Source organism: Micromonospora sp. NPDC002717 (genome assembly GCF_040295705.1).
In the GTDB taxonomy this organism is placed as follows: Bacteria; Actinomycetota; Actinomycetes; order Mycobacteriales; family Micromonosporaceae; genus Micromonospora.
The window spans coordinates 12,049-36,208 of sequence record NZ_JBEOVW010000017.1 but is presented as its reverse complement, the minus strand read 5'-3'; the positions used below and the strand labels follow the sequence as shown (position 1 = coordinate 36,208).

Below are 24,160 nucleotides of genomic sequence, written 5' to 3'. Positions count from 1 at the left end.
AAGCTTTCGAGCACGGACCCGTTCGGGGGTGTCTTGGGATGCGGGATCTGCCAGAGCCAGTCGGTGACCCCGACTCCAGATCAGCCACCCGCTTTCTGCTGTGGTTGGCGCGCGGTCAGGTTCGTGGACTCGTGGCTGCCACGGTCTTCGGCGTCACCACCATGGTGGCGACCGCTCTGGTGCCGGCCGCCATCGGCCAGGCGATCGACGCCGGATTGGATGCCCGCGATCCCGGTGCGCTGATGGCGTGGACCGGGGTGGTGCTCGCCCTCGGCGCCGTACAGACCGCGACGGCGATGTTGCGTCACCGAGTAGTCGCCCGCAACTACCTCGCGGGAGCGTTCGCGACGGTGATCCTGACCGTGCGGAAGATCGTCCAGCTCGGGAACACCCTCCCCAAGCGTCTGGCATCAGGCGAGATCCTGAGCATCGGAGTGTCCGATGCCGACCGGATCGGAGACGCCATGGTGATCACCGGGAGGGGCGTCGGTGCGCTGGCCGGCCTGATCGTGGCGGGCGGCTTGTTGATCTCGACGGTGCCCGAGGCAGGTTGGGTCGCGGTGGCAGCGGTGCCACTCGCCGCCTTCGGGATCGGTCGGCTCCTGCGACCGCTGCACAGCAGGCAGCAGGACCAGAGGGCGGCGCAGGCCGGTCTCGCGACCCGAGCCTCCGACATCGTCGCCGGCCTGCGGGCGTTACGCGGCATCGGGGGCGAGGACGTCTTCCTCGACCGCTACCGTGCGCAGTCACAAGCGACGATGAGGGCGGGAATCAGGGTCGCCGTGGTCGACGCGCTGCTCGTCGGCTACAAGGCTCTGCTGCCGGGACTCCTCGTGGCTCTCGTCGTCTGGGTCGGTGCCCGGCAGGCGATCAGCGGCGCGATCACTCCGGGAGAGCTGGTGGCCGCCTACGGCTACACCGCTTACCTCATCTCGCCGTTCGGCACGCTGACGGCCATGGCCGGCAAGTGGGCCAAGGCTCACGTCGCCGCCGAACGACTGGTGCGACTGCTGAACATCGAGCCCGAGATCACCGATGTGTCGGGAGCCGGCCCGGTCCACGTTCGGGGGCCGTCACCTCAGCGGATCGTCGATGTCGAGTCGGGCCTGACTCTCGCGCCCGGACGGTTCACGGCAGTGACGGCGGCAGACCCTGCTGACGCCGCCGCCATCGCCCATCGGATCGGTCGGCTCAGTAATGACGGCAGGGTCCTCTACGGCGAGCAGAAAATCACCGATCTGCCACTCGGCGTCCTTCGTAAGACGATCATAGTCACCACGCCCGAGGACCGCTTGTTCTCCGGCACGCTCCGCGAACAACTCGATCCGCACGCCAGCGTGCGCGAGACCGCGAGCAGGTCCCGGGACGCGGCGATCATGGACGCCATCGACGTGGCGTCGGCATCCAATGTCGTCGACGAGCTTCCGGCAGGCCTCGACTCCTACCTTCACGCGGCGGGCCAGGAGTTCTCCGGGGGGCAGCTCCAGCGGCTGCTGCTGGCACGGGCGCTGATCACCGAGGTGCCGGTGTTGGTGCTCGTCGAGCCGACCACGGCGGTGGACGCGCACACGGAGGCCGAGATCGCTTCGCGCCTCGGTCCCGCGCGGGCGGGCAAGACCACGATGGTGGTGACGTCGAGCCCGATCGTGCTCTCCCGGGCCGACCAGGTGGTCATGGTCTCCGCCGGGCGCGTGGTCGCTGAAGGCACTCACGCCGAGCTGCTGAAGACACATCCCGAGTACGCGCGCATGGTAGCGAGGGACAGCCAGTGAACGTCGAGACGAATCGGCCGATCCTGCCCGTCGCGACAAGCAGCGACATCCGCGACTATCTGCGCACGCTCGCCAAGCGATTCCCGTGGAGGTTTCTCGGGGTCCTGGGCCTGCAGGCGTCCGCGGTAGCCACGGCGCTGATCCCACCGCGGCTGCTCGGTGCCATCGCGCAGGATCTGACGGACCATCGCGCCACGCCGGAGCAGGTGACATGGTTCGCGCTCGCGATCGCCGGCCTCGCCGTGGCGCAGGCGCTGCTCCTGGCCTTCGCAGCACGAGCTTCGGCGGTCCTCGGCGAACTGGTGCTGGCCGAGCTCCGCGAGGACTTCGTGCGGAGTGTTCTGCGATTGCCTCTCTCGACCGTCGAGCGGGCAGGCAACGGCGACCTCACGACACGAACCACGCGTGACGTCGACGCCATGGTGAAGTCGATCAGATCGGCCGTCCCCGAGGTGCTCATCGCGACGGTGACTGCGGGAATGCTGGTGGTCGCCACGGTGGTGAACGGGCCGCTGCTCGCCCTGCCGATCCTGATCGTCATTCCGACCCTGCTCTGGGCAGGGCGCTGGTACCTACGCCGGGCAGGCGACGCCTACCTAGCCGAGAACGCGTCCTGGGGCGAGTTGACCGAAGGCATCTCACAGAGCGCCGACGGCGCTCGCACCATCGAGGCGTTCGACCTGGCACGACAACGAGTGCACCAGACCGACGACGATCTGCGCCGTGCGTGGCGGGCCGAGAAGGCCACGTTGCGCCTGCGCACCTTCTTCTTCCCCCAGGTCGACGGAAGCTTCGTGATCCTGCTCGGCGCCACGCTGGGTCTCGGTGGGCTGTTCGTCCTTCACGGTTGGGCCACGATCGGATCCCTGGTGGCCGCGACGGTATATGCACAGATGCTGTCCCACCAACTCGGCCAGCTCCTGAGCTACGTCGATGAGTTGCAGGTCGCGGCCGGTTCCCTGGCCAGGCTGCTGGGAGTGGCGCAGGTGAGACCGGATCGCGAGGCCCGCCCTGCCACCGTGCAGGACGAGCGCGTGGTGGCCACGTCCCTGCGCTACTCCTACGACTCATCCGTCGAGGTGCTCCGCGGGATCGATCTGGAACTCCATCCGGGGCAGAGCCTGGCGATCGTCGGGCCGAGTGGTGCGGGCAAGTCGACCCTCGCCCGCCTCCTGGCCGGAATCCACCCACCGAGCGGCGGGTCGGTGACCGTGGGCGGCGTGCCGCTGGTCGAGCTGCCGCTCGGGGACCTGCGTGGCCACGTGGCGCTGCTGACTCAGGAACACCACGTCTTCATGGGAACGCTGCGGGAGAACGTCGTACTCGCCGATCCGGCCGCCACCGATGCCCGGGTGCGCGACGCGCTGATGGCGGTTGACGCGTGGAGATGGGTCGAGCAGCTGCCTGCCGGCCTGGACACCATGGTCGGCTCGGGGCAGCACCGGATAACCGCCGCGCAGGCGCAGCAGGTCGCGCTCGCTCGTCTGATAGTGGCCGATCCGCACACCCTGGTTCTCGACGAGGCGACGTCGATGCTCGACCCGACCTCGGTCAGAAACCTGGAGAGGTCGCTCAAGGCCCTGCTCGACGGCAGGACCGTGGTGTCGGTCGCGCACCGCCTGCAGGTGAGCCGTGACGCAGACCGCATCGCGGTCGTCCGCGACGGTCTGATCGTCGAACTGGGCTCACATCAGGAGCTCATCGAGGCGGGGCGCGAGTACGCCGAGCTGTGGAAGTCCTGGCAGGGTTCCGACAAGGCTTCCTGAGACGACCGCCGAGACGGGGGGATCGCCGGACCGCGGCGGCCCCCCGTCAGGAGCCACCGACGCAGCACCGTGCCAGGTCCTTGGCGAACTGCTCGACGAAGGCACTCTCGTACATTCCCTGCGCGCACGAGCAGTCGAGCACGCCGGTGCCGTCCTTGTAGAGGAACAGCAGCATCGCCAAACCGGGCTGGTGGTAGTCCCCCGCGACGACGGGGAGCGACTCCCTGGTGAGTGGCACACCGTCAAGCTGGATCCCGGGGCCTTGGGTGTTGACGTTGAGGTATCCGTAGGTGGTCGGCTTCCTGACGTAGGCGTCGGGGAATCGGGCGCGGACGTACTCCTCGTGGCTGAACATGCTGTGCTCGACCGCTTCCAGCATCCCGGCACGAACCTTCGGCGCCAGCGACGAAACGGTATCGTGCGCATCCACCTGGACGCGCAACATCATCCGATTCGAGCAGTACGCGACCAGCTCCTGCGTCTGCGGCCACAGGCGTCGCGAGGTCGCGAAGTGGAAGCGGACGTCGGCGGAGTGTCCATGGGATCGCAGTGTCACGGCCGTGGCCGCGGAGGCCAGCATGGAAGGCGTTAGACGCAGTGCTGCCGCGCTCTTCCTCAAGCGGTCGACGTCGTCGACCGACAGGTCGACCTGGTGACTGATGTAGGGAGCCAGAGAATCGCACTGCCCCAACTCAGGCAGGTCCAAGCCTGGATAGGCGCCGAGACCGGCGTTCTGCTCGTCCCACCATGACAGCGCGCGCTCGCCTGCCGCAGAGGCGATCCACGCGCGCTCAGCCCGGGCGAACCCGGTTGCATCGCTGACCAGCGCGTCGAATACCGAGGGCGGCTGCTCGAGCAATCCCTCGTACACCATGGCCAGGTCGCCGAACAGAACCCTCACGCCTGCGGGATCGATGATGCTGTGCTCGATCGACAACCCGAACATGTCCGCTTCGGCACGATGAAGGACGACCGCCCGGATGAGCGGCCGCTCGTCCGGCGAGAACGGCTGCTGCAGCCACGCGTACGCCTCGGCGGCAGCACTGTCGGGATCGGCTCCGGCGGTCATCTCACGCAGCGGCCAGACCGCCTCGTCGGGGAGCAGGCAACCGACAGTGTCGATCGGTCCGTCGGCGAGGAAGTACGTCCGAAGGCTGCTGTGCCGGCGAGCGACAAGGCGGAGGGCCTGCGCGAGCCGAGGCACGTCAAGGCGGCCGGGGTAGGCGAAGGCGTAGACCATCGGGTGCTTCCACCAGCGGTCCGGGCCGCGCAGGACCGCCAGTCGTTTGGTCTGGGTGGTTGTCGCCGGGATGCGAGTCTCACCCTCGTTCCGGTGGGTCTCGGCGAAACCCGAGATGTCCGAGTCAGCGATCACCGTGAACTCCTACGGGACGGGACGGGCTGGTGCGCGCCCTCGGCGCGAGCTGGATCGACCAAGGTGCCGGGTTCGTCGTCACCAAACGACTCCGCCAACCGGTGGAGCCTGGTGATGAGCGCCTCCGCGGTCGCTTCATCGGCGACTGTGAAGTACGCCTCGAGGCATCCGGCGCTGGCGCACTGCTCGGGATCCAAGACCTCGATGATGCCGGGGACACCCGACACGCGCTCCAGCAGACCGTCGCGCGCCGGTAGCCGGGTGCGTCCGATCGTCTGCGCAAGCGGCTCCCGGACCGACTGTGCCGGAGGCTCCCCCAACGAGACCCGGACCAACTCCTCCCACAGGTCCACCCCCAGGGCGTGCCACAGCATCCGGGCGATGCCCATGCCGCCGGGCCTGATGGCCACCTCTCCGATCACCGGGCCCGACTGGGTGCGGAACACCTCCAGGTGCGTCACCCCCGCCTCGAGGCCGAGCGCCGCGACCACACGCCGGTGCAGGTCGAGGACCTCGATCGAGAACGGTTCGGTCTGGTCCACGAGGTATCCGGCGTCGAAGTAGGGCGAGCGCTGCAGTGGTGGGGTGAAGTAGCGGGACACGGCCGCTCGCGTCACCTCACCGTCCTGCACGACACCGTCGCAGTGGTACTCGTGGGTGAACTGCACTGCTCGCTCCACCTGAACCGGCAGCCGCAGGTCCGCGAGATCGGTGAAGGCGCCGCCGCGGTGACGCTCGGCGAATTCGTCGGGTGTGTCGATGCGATAGGTGTAGTTGGAGCCGGTGCCGAGGACGGGCTTGATGACGACGGGCCATCCGGTCCGCAGGGCGCCGTGAGGCACCTCGTCGAGGGTGGCGACCTGGGCATGGCTGGTGACGGGCAGACCCGCGGAATGCAGTATGTCCTTCATCGCCCGCTTGTGCGCGCTCCAGAGGGACTGCTCGAATCCCGGCCCCGGGACGCCGAGGAGGGAACGGACCAAGCCCGCGGCGACCACACTCTTCTCCGTAGCGGCGATCACGCAGTCGACAGGTCCGTGTGCGGCCAGCTCATAGGCTGCTGCTTGAACCTGCGTCAGGTCCGAGAAGTTGTCGACCACCGCCAGCGGGTGGCCACGGTACACATCGGCGTTCGCCCGGCGCGTCATCACACGTAGGTCCACATCGGCGCGAGCGCGCAGAATTCGGAGGACCTCTGGGCGATCCGAGCTGAGAAGCAGTACCCGCCTGGTGGAGAGCACCACTGTCACACGCCCGTTTCGATCAGCACCCGAGCCGCCAGATCCTCGCAGACGGCTGCGGCGTCGGCAGCGTCCATGCCGTCGACCATGACGTATCCAGCGCGGTCGTTCGTGGTCTGACCCGGGCGGACGTGATCGCCGACGGCGACCTTGAGGTGAATGTCCGCCGTCGTGCCAACGGTGTCCGGGACGACGATACGACGGACGGTTCCGGCTGGTGGCATGAGGAAGCGGATGGCGGCGCCGCCCCGGGCGACCGGCGCATCAGCGGGCGGCCGCAGCAGACCGAGAGGGCAGCCTGCGGTGAGTGCCAGCATGTCCAGTCCATAGACCCGCCGCAGCAGCTCGTTGATCTTGTCACCGCCGATGCGGTTGTGCGACTCGATGATGCGAGGACCCTGTGCGGTAATCCTGATCTCCGTGTGGGCGGGTCCCTCGGTCAGCTGGATCACGTCGAGAAACGCGCGCACGAGCGCATCGACCTCCGCCAGAGCGGACTCGGCCAGGGCACTGGGCTGCGTGTGGCCGACCTCCACGAACGAGGCGTTCACCAGCTTGTCGGTCACAGCGAGCAGGGAGTGTTTGCCGTCGTGAGAGAAGGTCTCGACGCTGACCTCGGGCCCGTCGAGGTACTCCTCGGCGATCGGGTCGACACCGCCCGCCGCCTCGAACGCGCGCCATGCATCCGCGGCCAGATCCGCCGTCGCCACGCGGATCACCGCCCCGCTGCCGGTCCCCTCCGCCGGCTTCACGATGACCGGCCCACCGACCATCCGGCAGAACGAGCCGAGCTCGGCCTGGTTCGCCGGCGTGGCGGCCCGGACCGGGCTGATGCCGTGCGAGTTCAGGACGTCTCGCATGCGCCGCTTGTCCCGCAGCAGGCCCACTGTGTGCACCGAGTTGCCCGGCACCTGGAGCCGCTCGCCGGCCGCAGCCGCGGGCAGGAGACCGAGCTCGGTCAGCGACATCACCCGCGCGAACGGATGCGCGGCGTGCAGGGGAGCCAGCGCTGCGTGCAGAGCTTCGAAGTCCGACAGGTCCACGGCGATCGCCAGGTCGGCCTCAGCGGCCACCGACGGTGTCGGCTGAAACGCGTCATGGACGAACACCGTCTCGATGCCGAGAGCACGCGCTGCGCCCACCAGCATGGGTGCGCCCGCGATCACGGCGATCCGCGGTGTCGCGATTGGCTGGACGGCGGGTGTCGTCACGCCCGCTCCAGGTTGTCGGCTCTGCGGACGTACGTGTCGCACTCGAACAGCGCCGGCAACGGCCACCCCCCTCGTCGATGCTGCACGACGTCGCCCGTGCAACCCAAGCCGCGTACCGCCGTGGCGGCACCGACCCGCACTCTACCGCTCACCAGCGTTCCACAGTTGAGCGTCTATTCCCGGCATGGGCAATGGTGAGGTCGCCTCCACCGCGCCCCAGCCCGCAAACCAGGAAAGTCGAGCCGCCCTGCAGGGCCTGCGGGTCCGGCGATGCCGGGTCGGCAGCACCGCACGCGCCACGTCTCGTTGCTCTATGGTCGACGCGTGGGCACCAGCCCTCCTGGAGCGTGATCCCGCTGGGAAGCGGCGATACCCCGAACCCTCATCAACGGAGCGAGCCGAAATGGATGTGAGTTACTCCGACCTGGTCACCGAGATGTACGAGATCTCTCAACCAATCGGTCACAGCGTCGGCGACGTCGAGTACTACAGCGCGCGGCTCGCGGATGTGGACGGCCCGATCCTTGAGGCGGCCTGCGGCACGGGTCGCGTCCTCATCCCTCTCGCCGTGGCAGGCCACACCGTGGCCGGTGTGGACGACTCCGCGGCGATGATCGCCGCATGCGAGCGGAACTGCCGCGAACATGGTGTGAGCGCCGAGTTGTTCACCGCGAGCATGACGGAGTTCGTGCGCGAGGCCGCGTACGCGGCGGTCATCGTTCCGCGCGGGTCGATCCGGGCGATCAGAGGCCGCGAGGCGACATTGGACGCGCTGCGCTGTTTTCATCGGTCACTGGCCCCCCGGGGCACCCTCCTGCTCGACCTCAGCCCGCCCAACGTGGCGACCCAGCTGGGTCCGATCGAGTTCTGGGAGGCCGGCTCGACCATATGGACTCGTCAGGATGTCCGCATCGACTACGACCCGGTCTCCAACTTCTCCGCCAAGCTGACCCGCTACGAGAAGTGGCAGGACGGTGTGCTGATCGCAACAGAGCTACGTCGGTTCTTCCTGCAGCACTGGAACGTGCACGAGTTCACCGACGTGCTGCGGAAGGCGGGCTTTTGCGACATCGAGGTGACAGCCGACTATCGCGCCGAACCTCCGCGCCCCGACAGCCGGCGCTGGGTCTATCGAGCCGTCCGGGCGTGATGCGGCAGCGTGATCGCGAGCTCGCCCTGCACCTCTCTCCCGCCGACATCAGGGGTCGGACATCGGGGCTGACGGACCGATCGACCGGCTTGTATCGTGTGGCGCACCGCTGAACAAGCACCGAGGACGGCCCCCATTCACTGGGGCGGGGAGGCTGACTCATGGGAATCTTGAGCAAATCGGACCGCCGGGAGCGGGATGCCCACTCAGGACACGGCGTCGCGATCGACCATCCCGTCATTCGTCCTTGGTCGCCCATCGTTGAATCGCCCGGCCGTGTCGTGGCGGACCGCGCTCTCGGCGAACGCTTGTGGGACTTCGACGGGACGGAGTACATCGATGCGTCCTCGCTGAACGCCGCGTGCGGATACGGACGGCCGGAGGTCGTCGCGGCCGCGAGCGACCAGATGGCCCGCCTGCAGGGCATCGACTTGTCCATGCACGATCACGACATCGCCGGGCTGCTCGCGCGACGGCTGTCGGCACACCTGCCTCACGGACTCTCGCGCATCCTGTTCACCAACAGCGGCAGCGAGGGCATCGAGGCGGCCTGCTTTATTGCCGCCTCGTACTATGCGCACATCGGCCGGCCTCGAACGCGGGTGGTGACGTTCGCTCGTGGCTACCACGGCTCCACCACCCTGGCGCGCAGCCTCTCCCAGCTCCCACCGACCGCTCATTGGTTCACCGACCCGCTCCGGGTCACCCCGGTGACCATCCCCGGAACCGACCGGGACGCTCGCGATCCCGCGACCACCCCTCTGTTGCTCGCCGCGTTCGCCGAGGCCATCACCCAGGATCCAGCCGACCTGCCGATGGCCGTGCTCGTCGAACCACTGATCAACGTCGGCGGAGGCGTGGTGTTGCCGCCGGGATTCCTCCGCGGCCTGCGCGAGCTGTGCGACGAGCATGGCGTCCTGCTGATCATCGACGAGGTCTTCACCGGGATCGGCCGCACCGGGCGCATGTTCGGATTCCAGCACGAGGAGATCACGCCCGACATCGTGGTCAGCAGCAAGGGGCTCAGCGGCGGCTACGCTCCCATCGCGGCGGTGGCGATCCAGGACCACATCTACCGAACCTTCGTCGACGACGCCTTCTTCGGCGGCGTTCGATACGGACACACGACGAGTGGTCACCCCGTGGCATGTGCAGCGAGCATCGCGGTCCTGGACGTCATCGAGAACGACGGCCTGGTCGAGAACGCCCGCATCATGGGGACACGTCTCCTGGACGGGCTTGCCTCGTCGACCGGCCACTCCCTCGTCCGAGACGTCCGCGGCCTGGGCATGCTGGCCATCCTCGAGATGGACGGCCACGACAGCGCGACCGCGTTGGCGGAGGGCGCCCGAAAGCATGGTCTGTTGGTGCGCCAGCAAGGGCCCGTCGTGATGGTGGTTCCGCCATTGACCGCGGACGCCGACGTCATCGACGACATCGTAAGCCGCATGGCCTCGGCGCTGGACGGAGTCGAAGGCTGAGATGAGCAGCGATCACACGGAAACCGAGGAAGCGCGGGCCTCGTTCCGGGTCCAGGCATCGATCGTCGCCAAGCGGGAGGGCGAACGGCTTCCCGCCTCGGACATACGCGGCGTGGTGGACGATTACGTGAACGGCCGCGTCCCGGACCATCAGATGGCTGCCTGGCTGGCCACCATCGCGTGCCGCGGCTTGGACCTGGCCGAGCTCACGGAGCTCACCGACTCCTATGTCAGCGGCGGGGAGCGGTTGCACCTCGACCGGATGGACCGCGTCGTCCTCGACAAACACAGCACCGGTGGCGTCGGCGACAAGGTCAGTCTGGTGGTGGCTCCGATCGTCGCCGCGTGCGGTGTCGCCGTGGTGAAGATGAGCGGGCGCGGGCTGGGTCACGCCGGCGGCACGATCGACAAGCTGGAATCGATACCAGGCATCCGCCTGGACCTGGGGCCGGACGACATCTACGCGCTCGTCGAGCGAGTGGGCATGACCATTGTCAGCCAGAGTCCGGCTCTCGCACCCGGCGACGGTGCCACATATGCCTTGCGCGACGTCACAGGCACCGTGGAGAGCATTCCTCTGATCGCGGCGAGCATCGTGAGCAAGAAGGTGGCTGTCGGGGCCAGCGGGCTCGTGCTGGATGTCAAGACAGGCGCTGGGGCCCTCATCCCGGACCTTTCCCGAGCCGGGCTCCTGGCGGAGACGATGCTGCGGCTCGCGAGGCAGTTCGGGCTGACCTGCGGGGCAGTGCTCAGTGACATGAGCCAGCCGTTGGGGTGCGCGGTGGGCAACGCGCTCGAAATCAAGGAGGCGTTGTCCACGCTGCGGGGCGAGCAGGTTCCTGGGTTGTGGAAAGCCTGCTCGGTCCTGGCCCGGCTCATGCTGCAGAGCGCGGATCCCACGCTCTCCGACCCTGAGGCGGATGCTCGAGTCGCGAAGGCCGTCGCCAGCGGTGCGGCTTACGAGCGTTTCCTGGAGTGGGCATCCGCGCAGGGTGGGGACCGCCGGACTCTTGAGCGCCCAGAACTTCTGCCAGGCGCGAAGCACGTTGTGCCCATCACCGCCGTCCGCGCGGGCTGGGTCCGCGATGTCGCCCCCCGCGCCGTCGGTATGGCCTCCGTCCACGTGGGTGCTGGTCGCCTCGCACATCGAGCACCGCTCGACCACGGGTCTGGTGTGTGGGTGACGGCGCGCGTCGGCAGTCGGGTCGAGGTCGGTCAGACGTTGGCCGAGCTGCACTACAACGGTGGCGATCACGACATGGCCGTGAACCTGCTGACCTCGGCCTTCGACATCAGTGACGAGCCTGTCGAGGCGCCACCCATGATCCACCAGATCTTCGAGTCGAACGTTCCGGTCGACTAGATCTTGACCGGAGCCGTCTTCTCGCGCCGCGACCCAGGGCACCACGAAGCAGCCACAACGACAGCCTGAAGGCGCACATCCAGGGGGGAACCAAGCATGTCGACCGTCCCGAGCCTGCAAGAACTGTCAGCCGCCGCCGCTACAGTGATCACAGCTTTCGACGCGATTCCTGAGCGGCCGGTCGCCATCGCGGACGCGTCCGACCTCGGCTCGGAGACCGCCCGCGAGGTCGTCCAGCGTTACGATCGGAACGGCTTCTGCGTCGTCGAATTGGTCGCCGACGACCCGGTGCCGGCCACGCTGAAGGCCCTCGGAGCGTCGCTGCGCCTTGGCGATCCGTTCATACCACCGCTGTACACGATGGGCGCGAGCAAGCCCAAACCTTTCTCCACCATCTCCGCGGCACGAAACTCCGGCACCTCGGACGCCGACCATCCGTCCTTCGGCAGAGCCGATTGCCAACAGCTCCACACTGACGGCACGCTGCAGGACATCGGGTTCGTCAAGGCCGGCGTGCTCGTCTGCGAGTGCGCCGCCGACGAGGGCGGCGAAACGATGCTGTTCGACGCCTCCGCGGCCTATGCGGAGCTCCTGGCTCTGGACCCGGATGCCGCCGTCGCGATGGCGATGCCCGGAACGCTCGTCCGCACGGCCAACATCAACGGATGCACCGATGAGAATCGCGGCCCCACCGTCTCCGTCATCGACGGGGCTCTGGTATCCCGGTACAGCGTGACGGACACCGATTCGTGGGCAGTGCCGGACGAAGTGAACGAGGACGATCTGCGGCGTGGAATCAAGTTTCTCGCCGAGGCCAGCGAACCGGGTAGTCCCCACTACGCGGAGTTCAAGGTGGCGACCGGGCAGGCGATCATCTTCGACAACACAAGGATCTCCCATGGGCGCACCGCCTACCGAGACACCGCGGACCAGCGCCGCTGCATGTACCGGGGCCTGTTCCTCCGTCACCCGTCGGTGGCATAACCGGTCGGCCACTGTCCGGTCGCCGGGCATGTCCGGCTCAGCTCGGACCTCACTGGAGGGAGTACCTCGCCATGTCCGTTGAACTGCGGATCGAGGCGGACGACGAACTGGTGCGACGGCTCCTGCGGTCCCAGGCGCCACAGCTCGCGGAGATGCCGCTCAAGCGCCTCGCGACCGCGGGCGTCAACAACACCATTTACCGGCTCGGCGACGATCTCACCGTACGACTGCCCCAGACCGCGTGGTGCGCCGACCACATCCGCAAGGAGCAGCGATGGCTGCCCGCGCTCGGCGAACACGTGACCTTGCGCATCCCGACCCTGGTGCACGCCTGCGAGCCGGGAGGCGACTTCCCATGGCACTGGTCAATCTACGGGTGGCTGGATGGTGACGAGGCCGTTCACACGCCCGTGACCGACGAGCACGCGATGGCACGCCAGCTGGCGACGCTCATCGAAGAGCTGCAGCAGGTCACGATCACCGACGGGCCTCTTTCCGGTGAGCACAGCGGGATGCGGGGCCTGCCACTGGCGGTGCGGGATCCGGTGGTCCGGCAGGCCCTGGCGAACATCACGTCGTTCGACACCGCGGCCGCCACCGCTGCGTGGGAGGCCGCCGTCAGGACTCCGGCCTGGCAAGGTCCGCCGGTGTGGTCGCACGGCGACTTGCACCCGGGAAACGTTCTGGTGGACAACGGCGTGCTGAGTGCGGTCATCGACTGGGAGATGCTCAGCGTGGGCGACCCTGCGCTCGACCTGTCGGGTGCATGGATGCTCTTGACGGAAGCCGGCAGGGAGACCTTCCGAAACTCTCTGACGATCGATGACGACACGTGGGCCCGCGGACGCGGTTGGGCACTGTGCATCGGCGTGATCGCCGCCGCTTACTACCACGACAGCAATCCGATTCTCGCCGGGTTCAGCCGCCGTGCGGCACAGGACGCCGTCGACGACTTCCTGCGCAACGGGTGACAGCGCCGTCATGCGATGCCGAGAATCGCCGCCAGCTCGTGGTACAACGTCGGTCCTGCCCCCAGGACGCCGGTGCCGAGGGGAACCGTACGGCCGCCGGCCTCCTCCAGGATCAACCGGCCGGCCGCCCAGTCCCACCGCTGCAGCTCGTCCTCATAGAACGCGTCGAAGCGACCGGCCGCCGTCCAGCACAGGTCGAGGGCAGAGCTTCCGGTGCACCGGGTGTCACGTGCGCCTGGAAGCACGCGACGCAGCACCTCCACCTGCCGACGGCGGGATTCCACCGCATAGGAGAACTCAGTGGCGACAAGAGCCTGCGAGAGCGACACCGGTTCGTTGACTCGCAGCGGTCGTCCGTTGAGCGCGGCACCTCCTCCCCGGGACGCGGAGAAGGTCTCTGCCCGAACCTGGTCGTGAACCACGCCGGCGACCGCCCTCCAGCCGTGTCCATCATCGACCTCGGCCGCGATGCTCACGGCGCAGTGCGGGATCCCGTAGAGGTGGTTCACGGTGCCGTCCAAAGCGTCGACGACCCATCGGACCCCGCTCGCCGATGGCTTCTCAGGACTCTCTTCGGAAAGAACTCCGTCATCGGGTCGCATGCGGGCGAGCAGCCGCAGAATCTGCGCCTCGCTGCGCTTGTCGAGCTGGGTGACCGGATCGGACGGAGAAGACTTCAGGTGCAGCGTTCGCCGGTCATTGCGGTGCTCGAGAATGACCCTGCCCGCCGATGCGGCGGCCGCCTCGGCGACTTCCCGCAATTCGTCGAAATCTGGCAAGCTGAGGTCGGTCATGCGGAGGATTCCTCATCGACGAGTGCCATGTCGTGTTACTCGCGGCAGCCTATCGTCCGTGTGCCCGGCCATGTCCCCGACTCAGACAAGGGTTCCTCTTGAACGACATCCCAGACCTCGGTCCCAGGCCGGAGCGCGTCTCCATCGACGTGGAACAGGTCGAGCGGCTTGTTGCCGGTCAGTTTCCCGAGTGGGCCTCCCTCCCGGTCGTGCCGGTGGAGAACGGTGGTTGGGACAATTTCACCTTCCACCTCGGCGACACGATGCTGCTTCGCCTGCCCAGTGCGCGGCAGTACGCCCTGGCCGTCGACAAGGAGCACCAGTGGCTCCCGGTGCTGGCCCGGTCTCTGCCGCGTCCGATCCCCGTTCCGCTCGCCAAGGGCGAGCCAGGAGCGGACTACCCGTTCTCCTGGTCGGTCTACGAGTGGATCGAAGGTCAGCCCGCGAGCTTCGAGACGGTGGCTGATCCGATCGGTCTCGCGGAGGACCTGGCCGACTTCGTCGGTGCGTTGCAACGCGTCGACGCCACTGCAGGGCCGCAACCGGGAATTCACAACTGGTTCCGGGGCGCGACACTTCTCACCTACGACCAGACGACGCACAACGCGCTGGATGACCTGCGCGGCCACATAGACGACAAGCTGGCTCTCGAGATCTGGAAGCACGCGTTGGACGCGCGGTGGAACGGCGTCGACGTCTGGTTCCACGGCGACCTGGCGCAGGGCAACCTGCTGCTCGATGAGGGCAACCTCTCGGCCGTCATCGACTTCGGCACCTGCGGCGTGGGCGACCCCGCGTGTGACCTGGCGATCGCGTGGACGCTGCTGACCGCTGAAGGTCGCGGGGTCTTCCGGGAGCGGTTGGCCGTCGACGACGCGCTGTGGTCGCGCGGCCGCGGCTGGGCGTTGTGGAAGACGCTGGTGTCCTGCGCCAACAGTGTGGGCGAGTCTGACGCGGACGCCGTGAACTCCCGCCGCGTGCTCGATGAGATCTTCGCCGAGTACGGCGCGCGCTGACCCCCGTCGAACCCCGAGTTCTGCCCGTGGAAGAGGAAGGGACGAGCCGCTTGCGCACCGCTTGCGGTTCGAAGGGCTTGGACCCTGCCTCCGCGTGGATATCACCCGCATGCGTCGGTGCCACTCGGCCTACCGGTCGCCACTCAGCGACGCGGAGTTCGCGTCAAGAAGGGAACAAGCAGTGTCTGCCACGCTCGACGAGCCCTACCTCGGTGTCGAAGCACAGAGGATCTACTACGACTTCCGTGAGCGTACGGCCGCGTTCGACCTGATCCGGGAGGTGGTGCCGGTGACGTACGCCTTGCATGCCGGCTCGGACGCCGGCCGCCTGGTCAGCGACAGCCTGGCTCGCCTGGAGGCGTGCGGCAGTGTCGAGGAGGTCGACGCTGTCTTCGCGGACTGTCGCGCGAGGTGGGACGAAGCCGGGTTCGGCGCGCGTCTCACCAACGACAAGGAGGGCGCCTGGCACCGGAGCCTCCTGGTCGCCGGCCTCGACCGTGCGCACGGCCACGTGGTGGACATGGGCAATCACAACAACGGGTTCGGTGACTACCTGCTGCGAGTGAACCCAGCCGTCAAGCACGTCACGGGAGTCGACCACCGCAACGATCCGAACGTCCTCACGGGCGAGCGCCTCGACTTCGTCCATCAGGACGACGTGACCAAGGTCCCGTTGGACGACGACAGTGCCGACACCGTGGCATTTCGCGTGGCCCTCCACCACTGGACCAAGCCCGTGCAGGAGGCGCTGCTCGCCGAGGCGGCTCGCATCGTGCGCCCCGGCGGAGAGATCGTCATCGTCGAGGACTCGTGGGCTGACCGGCCCGGCCTGACGGACAACGCCCTGACGCAGCAGTACCGGAAGCTGAGCGATGAGGATAAAGTCGCCGCCCTGTCGCTGATCGACGTCTCCTCCTGCCTCATGAAGGAGGAGACGGTCGCTTACCCCATGTCGTACCGGTCGGCGGCCGAGTGGGAGTCCATGATCACCGCCCTCGGCGCCACATCGATCGATTCGACGTACTGGGGCTTCACGATGTTCACCGTGTACGGCGCGCCGATGCTCGTCACTCGCGCGGCGATGGCCTGAGGCGAGGACCGAGAGGGCCGGTCTCACAAGATCGGCCCTCTCGGCCTCGTTCGTCTCAGGAGGTGATCACGACGACCGACGGCCGCGGGAACGCGTGGGTGTGCGGCCACGTGCTGGAGGGGCTTTCGAAGGTGGAGCCGTCGGTCTCGCCGGGATGCTGCACAGCCAACCACACAGCCCGGTCATCGTGGCTGATGAAGGGCCCGCACGGCTCGGCCCCCACCGGAACGGTGGCGAACTGGTGCACCTGTCCCCGCCGGGGCCCTGCCAGCGGCACACGGAAGAGGCCGTCGTTCGACCCGAGGGCGTTGCCGTCGGTCGCCACCCACAGGTTGCCGACGCTGTCGAAGGCCAGGTTGTCCGGACAGCTGATCGGACTGACGTGGTCCTTGGGATATCCGGCGAAGTAGGTCTCCGGTGCCTCCGGGTCGCCGCACACCAGAAGCAGGCGCCAGGAGAACGTCGTGCTGCCGTGGTCGGTGCCGCTCTCCTCCAACTCCACGACGTAGCCGTTCCGGTTTCCGCTCGTCTCAGTCAGGGGCGCGCCAAGCTCGGAGCGGACGTTGCTCCGACCCAGAGGGTTAGCCTCGTCCACCGGGTAGGCGGCGGTGCCACGCGAGGAGTTGTTGGTCAGCGCAGCGTAGACCCGCCCGCTGGTGGGGTGCGGCTCGACGTCTTCGGGCCGGTCCATTTTGGTCGCCCCGACCCTGTCCGCTGCGATGCGAGTGTCGATCAGGACGTCGGCGACCGTCATGCCCTCGACGAAGGACGTTGTGTCGCTGGCCAGTGGGATCCACTCGCCCGAGCCGTCGTACTCGCCGTCCTGCGTGCCATCACCGGTCAACCGAGCGGCGTACAGCGTGCCCGCGGAGAGCAGTCTCATGTTCCGTTGCCGAGCCCGACGCGTCTTGCGTGTGTCGATTTTGTCGCGCGAGACGAACTTGTAGAGGTACTCGCCGCGCTGGTCGTCCCCCATGTAGGCGACGGCGTGGCCCTCGTTGCAGACTGCGATGTTGGCGCCCTCGTGCTTGAAGCGCCCGAGCATGGTGTGCTTGCGAGGCGTCGAGCGAGGATCGTAGGGGTCGATCTCCACGATCCATCCGAACCGGAAAGGCTCGTGCGGCTCGATCTCCAGGTCGAATCGGGGATCCACGTTCCGCCAGGCGCGGAACTCCTCGACCTCGACCCCGTAGCGGGCGTAGCTTTCGGTGTAGCGCGGGTCCAGCGTCGCACCGTCACGGGCGTCGAAGTAGGCGTTGAAGTTCTCCTCCCCCGACAAGATCGTGCCCCAGGGCGTCGTGCCGCCTGCGCAGTTCTGGAGCGTTCCGAGCACCCGTGTACCGGTCGGGTCGGCCGCCGTCCTCAGCCGCGGATCGCCGGCAGCCGGCCCGTCGACGAGGAACTCGGTGGAGCCCGTGATCCGACGGTTGAACCTGGACCGACTCGGTGGGACCGGCACGAACGATCCGTCTCGTCGACGCGTCAGCTCGACTACGGACATGCCGTGCGACTGGATGGCGATCCTGCTGATGGTGTCCGCGTCGTACACCCCTGCCGGGTACATCAGCTCCTCGTTGGTGTACTCGTGGTTGCACACCAGCAGCACACGATCGCGCTCCAGAGGCAGGACTGCGACGTAGTCGCAGTTGTACCCGAACTGTAGGGCCGCTGACTCCGGGGTCTGGCGCAGCACGTCGAACGCGGGCGCGGCCGGGAGCACGGCGTCACCCCAGGACATCACGATCTGCGAGCGGAACCCCGGCGCGACGGTGACCTCGTCACGAACGTTCGGGGGGACCGGCGTCCACGTCCCTCGGGCAACGCTGATCCCACCCGGTCCGCCGACGGGGTGGCCGGCGGTCGGCTCGGCTGCGGCCGCCGCGGGGATGTCCGCGTGGTGTCCCACGACCAGGGTCCCGGCACCGAGGACGGCACCCCGCAGCAGTGCGCGCCGCGTGAGCGACCGCTCCACGAGATCGGAGAAGTGCACGTTGTCGGAGGTGTTGGGCTCCGGACTGCTGCAGGCGTCACCACAACGGTAGTGACAGGTCGCCGCGCTCCGTGAGCCCGATCTGGGGGCCGATATCAGGGTGAGCGGGGTGGGTCGCACTGGCATCTTCGTCTCTTCCCCATGTTCTGTTGTCGCTGCGGTCCGAGTACTTGGCGAGCCACAATGCCCCGGCGATTCAGGACCCTCATCGCGGTGATGTGTGCCGGGAGTCGTTTGTGGTGGACGCCAGGTTAACTGGGGGTAGCGTGCTTGTGTTGCCCCAGTTCGCCTCGGTTTCTTGGCTCTCGCCGCAGAGCTCTGCCCTTCGGTCAGGAACCCGGGCCGACCGCACCCGGTGAACGACTCGTGGATCGCAGCCTGCTGCATCGTCGAACGGCTTCCGCTGATCACATTCAACGTCAAAGACTTCGCCGACTACGCGACGTACGACGGGCTCCGGCTCATAGACCCGCGTTCGAAACCCGTGCCTTATAGGGCTGCCGCGGATGGCGGAGTACGACATCATCTCCGGGCTGACCGGCATCGGCGCCCACCTCCTCCGGCGCGCCCCGGGCCATGAAGCCCTCGGGCGCATCCTGGCCTATCTCGTACGGCCCACCGAACCGCTGCGCCAGGGCGGCGAGGTCGTTCCCAGCACGCTTGACCTCTTCAGCCACGCCGAAGAGGTCTCGGAGCGCACCACTGGCCAGAGGGTTGCTGGTGGGATTCAATCTCAGCGGATGCATGCTGATGCCCCCACCCCGCAGGCAGAGCCGTGCGCCGATACGGCAGGACCTGGCGACCGGCGCCGTCGGGCCCTCGACGACAGCCGGCACCGGCCGGGCGGGGAGCAGCAGACCCTGACCACTTCGGTCTTCTCAGGGTGGTCACGCCGGGTTGCTCGCCGGCATCGTCGCAGGTCACAGCGCTTCCCTATGTGCAGCGCCGATGAGTACTTCGGACGCGGTGACCACTTCGCCGAGCTGCACCCCCTCTGCACCCACCTGTAAGGCCCGCTCAGCCAGCAGACCTTACCGCTCTGACCTGCGGATACTCGCCTATCAGGCGATATAGAGTGCCGTTGAACGCCGTTCGCTGCCGTTGAGTGCAGTTGTGTGAAGCAGGACGGCGCACCAACTCTGACCTGCAGAAGCGAGAACCCGCAGGTGGGCGCGGGTGCAGTTGAGCGCCGTTGCGTGCTGTTGAATGCAGTTCAACGCCGCTCAGCACACCCGCCTGCGCCCGGCGGCTCCCCGATCCCGACGGGCGACAGCGGCGCCGCCCGCGCCTCGGCGCTTCGCTTCGGCAAGGCTCCAATTACGGCGAGTTCGAAGGCTTGGCCTTCTGCGGGTGAATCGTCTCGTGACGGGCCAGCATGGCAACGAACTCGCTGATCTTCCGCTCGCGGGTCTGCGCCTGTTTGACGGCATTGACGCGGTGGATGAGAGCGAACCGGTTGGTTTTGGTAAGTACGTCGAACATGGCCTGGGCGGCGGGGTCGGCAGCGATGGCGGCGAGGAGGTCGGCCGGCATCTCGGCTTCCGACGGCGGAGCGTACGCGGCCGCCCACCGCCCGTCCGCTTTCGCGGCTTCCACCGCGGCGCGACCTGGGGGCAGCATTCGCCCCTGCGCTTCCAGCCGAGCGACGTGGGCGACGTTGCGTTGTGACCAGGAACTGCGCGGCCTGCGAGGGGTGAACCGGATCCAGGAGGTTTGCTGATCCCGTTTACGGGCCTGCCCGTCGATCCAGCCGAAACACAGGGCCTCGTCGACCGCCTGCTGCCAGGTCAGCGTCGTGACCGTGCCGCCCTTCTTGGTCAGGGCGAGCCAGACGCCGGGCGACGTGGCGTGGTGGGCCGACAACCACGCGCGCAGCGCGTCGGCGTCCGCGACGATCAACTCTTCCAGTTCTGCACTCGCCATGACGGCAGGCTATCGCTGCGCTGCGGCCGCAGCTTCTGCCTGTTGGACTGCCCGGCTCGTCGGGCTGCCGGCGCGCCGGTCGCTCGACGGACCGTCGGGGCAGTACCTCGATGCTCAGGACGGTGGCGACGTCGGGCCGGCATGCCGGACTCCTCGTGCACGTGCCGGTTACGGCGAGCGTCGTCCACGACCACAGGCCTCTGACAATCGCCAGCGCCATCCACGGTGGCTGCCAGACGCCGTACGAGCCGGCGACGCCCGGCGATCCAAGCCGCGCACCCCACCGCTCGCTCTGCGGCAGATCCGTGCATCCGATCATGGCTCTGGGGTAGGTCGGAGGCATGGCAGGTGCTCGACTTGTCGCACTCAGGCGTCGATGGGCGCGACGTTGCTAAAAGCGTAACTGCTTGGTTACGCTTTTAGCGTGGACGAGGTAGCGGCCGCCATCGCCGATCCGGTGCGGCGGGAAATCCTGCTGATGCTGCGCGACGAACCGCTCTCGGCCGGCCAGATCGCCGACCGGTTCGTGATCAGCCGGCCGGCCGTCAGCCGTCACCTGCGCGTGTTACGCGAGGCCGGCCTGGTACGCGACACAGCCGACGGACGCCGGCGTGTCTACACACTGGTCGCCGCGCCGCTCGACGAGCTGGCCGGATGGCTGGGCCGGCTGATGCGCCCGTCCGGCTGGCAGCACCGCCTCGATGCGCTGGAGACCGAGGTCTACCGCGCCCGCCGCGAACGGCAGACGGCCGCCGGGCGGCACCCATCCCAGAAGGAGACCGCATGAGCCCGACACCCACCGGCCGACTTATCGGCGACGACCTTGTGCTGACCCGCACATTCCGCGCTCCCATGGCTGACGTCTGGGCCAGCCTCACCGATCCGGCGCGCACGGCACGCTGGTTCGGCCCGTGGCAGGGCGACGCCGCGCCGGGACGCACGATCAAGGTCCAGATGGTGCACGAGGAGGGCAATCCCTGGATGGACATGACCATCGACGCGTGCGAACCGCCGCGCCGGCTGGCGGTTTCCGCGGTGGACGAGCACGGCAGCTGGCATTTGGACATGGTGCTGGTCGAGAGTGCGGGCGTGACCGAGCTTCGGTTCACGCAGCACCTGACCGGTACGGAGGGCGTCGGCGAGGTCGGACCGGGCTGGGAGTACTACCTGGACGCGTTGGTGGCCTCGCGCGATGGCCAGCCGGCACCGGACTTCGACGACTACTACCCCGCGATGAAGGAGCACTTCGAAGCACAGCGATAGGGACACATGCCAAACGATGCTCGCTCGCGCAGCCGGCGCATGAGAGTGCACCGAGGCGGGCCGCCGCGTCGCGTGGTGGTTCCGGCTTCCGTGTGTGCTTCAGCAGGGGGGTCGACTGTCTCTGGCGGACATAATGCCGGGGTGGAGTGGCCCTTGAGGGTGCGGACCCCGATCGTTGACGGTGACATGGTGTTGCGCCCGTACAACGCTGAGCGGGACTCTCCACACCTGTTCCGGGTGCTGGATGACCCGATCGTCTGGCTGCACATCCCCGGAGGGGCTCCTGACTCAGCCGCCACGCTGGCTACCCGGTTTGCGAGGCGCCTGGCTGGCGGCCTGCGTTCAACGTGGGTCATCGAAGTCGCTGGCGACGTGGTAGGCACCAGCTCCTTCATCCTTGACCCCGACGACGATGCCGGTGTGGAGATCGGGTCGACGTACCTGTCGCCGCTACTGTGGGGTAGCGGCGTCAATCGCCGGGCGAAGCGGTTGATGGCGTCCGCGGCATTTGATGATGGCGCGGCATGGGTGCAGTTCCGCACCGATGAACGCAACCTACGCTCGGCTGCTGCCATCCTCAAGCTCGGCGCAGTAGAGCTTGCCGCTCGGGAAGACCGGTGGATCCGAACCGACGGCACGCAGCGGGTAAGCCGTTTCTTCAGGCTCTTTCAGGCATTCGACGCCTCCGACATCACGTTCCGCGTCGTCCGACGAGGCGCCGACGCTCGCTCACTAGTGCCGTGACCACAAACGTTCACGGTCTTGCTTGGCCCACGGCACCGAGCATTGCCGGTACGCTGAACCATCATGATCGACTCGAGGCCGACTCCACAGCCCCTCCCTGCCGAGCGTGTGCTGGAGCTTGCCGCGCCGATGCTTGCAGAGGTGGGTGGCGAGTGGCGGCTGACCGACGGGCCGATGCTGCGGTCGGGATCGTTGGGCGTTCGGGTTCTTCCGGCGGACAGCGACGATTACCGTCACCTGGACTTGGAGATCCTGCTGAATGTGGACCGGCCTGACGTGCCGACGGTCGTCGACTGCACGCTTGGCCTCGCGGCCGATCCGGTCGAGGCGGCCCGTCAGGCGATCCAGGCGTGGATTGAGACCTGCCTGGTGACGGTCCTGGAGATGATCGAGCAGCGAGGGCGACTGGCGAGCCACTTCAGATCTGGCGACCAGGGCGGGTTCGCCGGCTGGCATGCGATCGTTGGCAGTGCGACCGGATGGTCCGCCGACGAATCGCAGGGCAAGCAGGAGTGGTTCGCCGAGGCGATGCCGTGGTCGACCCTGGCGCCGGTGATCGCGGCCGGGCTCGACCGCCCATACCTCAATGGCGTTCGCATGCTGGTCGGCCAAGGTGGTGACTTCACCGACTGTGAGGTCCGGATCAACGGCCGGCGGCACGAACCGTCCGCTGCGGCGCTCGCCGCCCTGGACTGGCCACGCACCGACCGTTTCGGCCTGGCACGCACCTTCGTCCTCCTGGTCGGCCCTGACTAGTGCCCCGATAACGAACGTTTGAGGTGTTGGAGTCAGGCTGCGTGGGTGGCGGCCTGTCCCCAGCGTCGTTGTCGTTCGCTGCGGATGCGGGCGCGTTCGCGGCGTTGGGCGGCCAGGACGTCGGGGTGGCGGGCGTTGGCGTTGCGCCAGCGTAGATAGGCGTGCAGCCGCCGAGTCAGGACGGTGTGGTTGGGGTGGTTCGATCCGGCGATGACGAAGATGCGGAGTGGCCCGAACTGGGCCTCGATCGGGTTGGCCCAGGAGGCGTAGGTCGGGATGAAGCAGAGCTCGACCTTGTTCCGGGCCGCCCACCTGCGAATCTTGAGGCCTTTGTGCGCGGACAGATTGTCCAGGATCACGTAGATCGGTGCGCCGTCTGGGCGCGCGGCGCGGATTGACTTGAGTGCGGCGAGGGTGTTCGCGGCGCCCTTGCGACGGCGGACGACGCCCCAGAGTTGGTCGTCGCCGACGCAGTAGCAGCCGTGGAACTGTCGGACCCCGTGCAGCTTGTGGTAGTTCGCAGGCAGCCGGTGCGGGTGCCCGGCTGGTGCCCAACCAGTGCCGGCCTGTGGGCGGATCACCAGGGGGCCGAACTCGTCGAAGGCGAAGACCCGTTGTGGGAAGTGGCTGCTCACGTACTCGATCCGGGCGAGTTTGGTATCGCGGTGAGGTCGGTGGACTCCTTCCACGTCTTGGTCCGCTGGAAGGTGATCCGGTGCCGGTGCAGGATCTGCCGCAGCCGCTCACGCCCCACCACGATCCGGCGGGCGGCATGGACACGCAGGTGATCGGCGAGCTTGCGGATGCTCCACCGGGTGAACGGCCGCCCAGCTTCTCGGGGCGGGTGTTGGCCGTCTCGACGATGAACTGTTCTTCGTCAAGACTGATCTGGCGGGGACGGCCACCCGCCCACTGAGGGTCCAGGCTGGCAATCCCCATCTCGTTGAACCGGTGGATGACCTGCCGGATCGTGTCCTCATCAGCCGCAACGAGACGGGCGATCGCCGGCACCGTGTTCCCGCCGGCCGAGGCGAGCACGACCATCGCCCGCCGTAGTCGGATCGGGGAACCGGTTCCCCGGCGAGTGATTCTGAGCAGCTGCTGACTTCCTGGTCACTCAGCCGCCGCACACGTACAAGATCTGCCACCGCCACAGCCTGACTCCGGCGACACCGCCCGACCGGCAGGCCGGACGGCGTGTCAACCAACACCGTGAACGTTCGTGGTCACGGCACTAGCACGTCCGGATGCATGACCCGTGAGCTGGTTA

Annotated in this window: 20 protein-coding genes and 1 pseudogene; 14 read left to right on the top strand and 7 right to left on the bottom strand. The window is 67.8% G+C overall.

Annotated features, from left to right (window positions below):
• Window positions 1-131 precede the first annotated feature (131 nt).
• Both ABT006_RS23765 and ABT006_RS23760 read left to right on the top strand, forming a co-directional pair.
• Window positions 132-1,772, top strand: a complete 1,641-nt coding sequence (locus tag ABT006_RS23765; RefSeq protein WP_350709686.1) for an ABC transporter transmembrane domain-containing protein — start codon at window positions 132-134, stop codon at window positions 1,770-1,772.
• Window positions 1,769-3,538 (top strand): ABC transporter ATP-binding protein, encoded by a 1,770-nt coding sequence (locus tag ABT006_RS23760; RefSeq protein WP_350709684.1) that lies wholly within the window; start codon window positions 1,769-1,771, stop codon window positions 3,536-3,538. The genes ABT006_RS23765 and ABT006_RS23760 overlap by 4 nt, the downstream gene beginning before the upstream one ends.
• A gap of 46 nt (window positions 3,539-3,584) precedes the next feature.
• On the opposite strand, the gene ABT006_RS23755 is transcribed toward ABT006_RS23760, so the two are convergent.
• Genes ABT006_RS23755 through ABT006_RS23745 form a run of 3 tightly spaced genes read right to left on the bottom strand, consistent with a single transcriptional unit; the run spans window position 3,585 to window position 7,365 of the window.
• Window positions 3,585-4,913 (bottom strand): condensation domain-containing protein, encoded by a 1,329-nt coding sequence (locus ABT006_RS23755; RefSeq protein WP_350709682.1) that lies wholly within the window; start codon window positions 4,911-4,913, stop codon window positions 3,585-3,587.
• On the bottom strand, window positions 4,910-6,157 hold the full coding sequence (locus ABT006_RS23750; RefSeq protein ID WP_350709681.1) for an ATP-grasp domain-containing protein: 1,248 nt from the start codon (window positions 6,155-6,157) through the stop codon (window positions 4,910-4,912). Before ABT006_RS23750 ends, ABT006_RS23755 begins: the two co-directional genes overlap by 4 nt.
• A gap of 2 nt (window positions 6,158-6,159) precedes the next feature.
• Entirely contained in the window at window positions 6,160-7,365 is a 1,206-nt protein-coding gene (locus ABT006_RS23745) for an ATP-grasp domain-containing protein (RefSeq protein ID WP_350709679.1), read from the bottom strand.
• Between the two features lie 403 nt (window positions 7,366-7,768).
• Between ABT006_RS23745 and ABT006_RS23740 the strand changes: the two genes are divergently transcribed.
• The 5 genes from ABT006_RS23740 to ABT006_RS23720 all read left to right on the top strand — a co-directional run bounded on the left by ABT006_RS23740 (window position 7,769) and on the right by ABT006_RS23720 (window position 13,314).
• Window positions 7,769-8,515, top strand: a complete 747-nt coding sequence (locus ABT006_RS23740; RefSeq protein ID WP_350709677.1) for a class I SAM-dependent methyltransferase — start codon at window positions 7,769-7,771, stop codon at window positions 8,513-8,515.
• A gap of 161 nt (window positions 8,516-8,676) precedes the next feature.
• Window positions 8,677-9,996 carry an aminotransferase family protein gene (locus ABT006_RS23735; protein WP_350709675.1) on the top strand — a complete coding sequence of 440 codons (1,320 nt, stop codon included), beginning with the start codon at window positions 8,677-8,679 and terminating at the stop codon, window positions 9,994-9,996.
• A 1-nt stretch (window position 9,997) separates the two neighbouring features.
• Window positions 9,998-11,359 (top strand): thymidine phosphorylase, encoded by a 1,362-nt coding sequence (locus ABT006_RS23730; protein ID WP_350709673.1) that lies wholly within the window; start codon window positions 9,998-10,000, stop codon window positions 11,357-11,359.
• 96 nt (window positions 11,360-11,455) lie between these two features.
• The gene (locus ABT006_RS23725; RefSeq protein WP_350709671.1) at window positions 11,456-12,343 is read left to right on the top strand and encodes a TauD/TfdA family dioxygenase; all 888 of its coding nucleotides are present in this window, start codon (window positions 11,456-11,458) and stop codon (window positions 12,341-12,343) included.
• A 71-nt stretch (window positions 12,344-12,414) separates the two neighbouring features.
• Window positions 12,415-13,314, top strand: a complete 900-nt coding sequence (locus tag ABT006_RS23720; RefSeq protein WP_350709670.1) for an aminoglycoside phosphotransferase family protein — start codon at window positions 12,415-12,417, stop codon at window positions 13,312-13,314.
• Window positions 13,315-13,322: 8 nt separating this feature from the next.
• On the opposite strand, the gene ABT006_RS23715 is transcribed toward ABT006_RS23720, so the two are convergent.
• Window positions 13,323-14,108, bottom strand: coding sequence for an inositol monophosphatase family protein (locus ABT006_RS23715; protein WP_350709668.1), 786 nt, complete (start codon window positions 14,106-14,108; stop codon window positions 13,323-13,325).
• Between the two features lie 98 nt (window positions 14,109-14,206).
• Between ABT006_RS23715 and ABT006_RS23710 the strand changes: the two genes are divergently transcribed.
• Window positions 14,207-15,124, top strand: coding sequence for an aminoglycoside phosphotransferase family protein (locus ABT006_RS23710; RefSeq protein WP_350709666.1), 918 nt, complete (start codon window positions 14,207-14,209; stop codon window positions 15,122-15,124).
• Between the two features lie 181 nt (window positions 15,125-15,305).
• The gene (locus ABT006_RS23705) at window positions 15,306-16,214 is read left to right on the top strand and encodes a class I SAM-dependent methyltransferase (RefSeq protein WP_350709664.1); all 909 of its coding nucleotides are present in this window, start codon (window positions 15,306-15,308) and stop codon (window positions 16,212-16,214) included.
• 55 nt (window positions 16,215-16,269) lie between these two features.
• Here ABT006_RS23705 and ABT006_RS23700 read toward each other — a convergent pair whose 3' ends face one another.
• Window positions 16,270-18,330 carry a PhoX family protein gene (locus tag ABT006_RS23700; RefSeq protein WP_350709662.1) on the bottom strand — a complete coding sequence of 687 codons (2,061 nt, stop codon included), beginning with the start codon at window positions 18,328-18,330 and terminating at the stop codon, window positions 16,270-16,272.
• Between the two features lie 380 nt (window positions 18,331-18,710).
• On the opposite strand from ABT006_RS23700, the gene ABT006_RS35145 reads away from it, so the two are divergent.
• On the top strand, window positions 18,711-19,214 hold the full coding sequence (locus tag ABT006_RS35145) for a hypothetical protein (protein WP_502891018.1): 504 nt from the start codon (window positions 18,711-18,713) through the stop codon (window positions 19,212-19,214).
• A 307-nt stretch (window positions 19,215-19,521) separates the two neighbouring features.
• On the opposite strand, the gene ABT006_RS23690 is transcribed toward ABT006_RS35145, so the two are convergent.
• The gene (locus ABT006_RS23690; RefSeq protein ID WP_350709660.1) at window positions 19,522-20,127 is read right to left on the bottom strand and encodes a YdeI/OmpD-associated family protein; all 606 of its coding nucleotides are present in this window, start codon (window positions 20,125-20,127) and stop codon (window positions 19,522-19,524) included.
• A 424-nt stretch (window positions 20,128-20,551) separates the two neighbouring features.
• On the opposite strand from ABT006_RS23690, the gene ABT006_RS23685 reads away from it, so the two are divergent.
• The 4 genes from ABT006_RS23685 to ABT006_RS23670 all read left to right on the top strand — a co-directional run bounded on the left by ABT006_RS23685 (window position 20,552) and on the right by ABT006_RS23670 (window position 22,890).
• The gene (locus ABT006_RS23685; RefSeq protein WP_350709659.1) at window positions 20,552-20,914 is read left to right on the top strand and encodes a metalloregulator ArsR/SmtB family transcription factor; all 363 of its coding nucleotides are present in this window, start codon (window positions 20,552-20,554) and stop codon (window positions 20,912-20,914) included.
• A complete protein-coding gene (locus tag ABT006_RS23680) occupies window positions 20,911-21,390 on the top strand; it encodes an SRPBCC family protein (RefSeq protein ID WP_350709657.1) in 480 nt (159 codons plus the stop codon). Before ABT006_RS23685 ends, ABT006_RS23680 begins: the two co-directional genes overlap by 4 nt.
• A gap of 141 nt (window positions 21,391-21,531) precedes the next feature.
• The gene (locus ABT006_RS23675; protein WP_350709656.1) at window positions 21,532-22,134 is read left to right on the top strand and encodes a GNAT family N-acetyltransferase; all 603 of its coding nucleotides are present in this window, start codon (window positions 21,532-21,534) and stop codon (window positions 22,132-22,134) included.
• Between the two features lie 63 nt (window positions 22,135-22,197).
• Entirely contained in the window at window positions 22,198-22,890 is a 693-nt protein-coding gene (locus ABT006_RS23670) for a DUF6348 family protein (RefSeq protein WP_350709654.1), read from the top strand.
• Window positions 22,891-22,922: 32 nt separating this feature from the next.
• Here ABT006_RS23670 and ABT006_RS23665 read toward each other — a convergent pair.
• Window positions 22,923-24,038: pseudogene (locus tag ABT006_RS23665) on the bottom strand (IS630 family transposase).
• Between the last annotated feature and the right edge of the window lie 122 nt (window positions 24,039-24,160).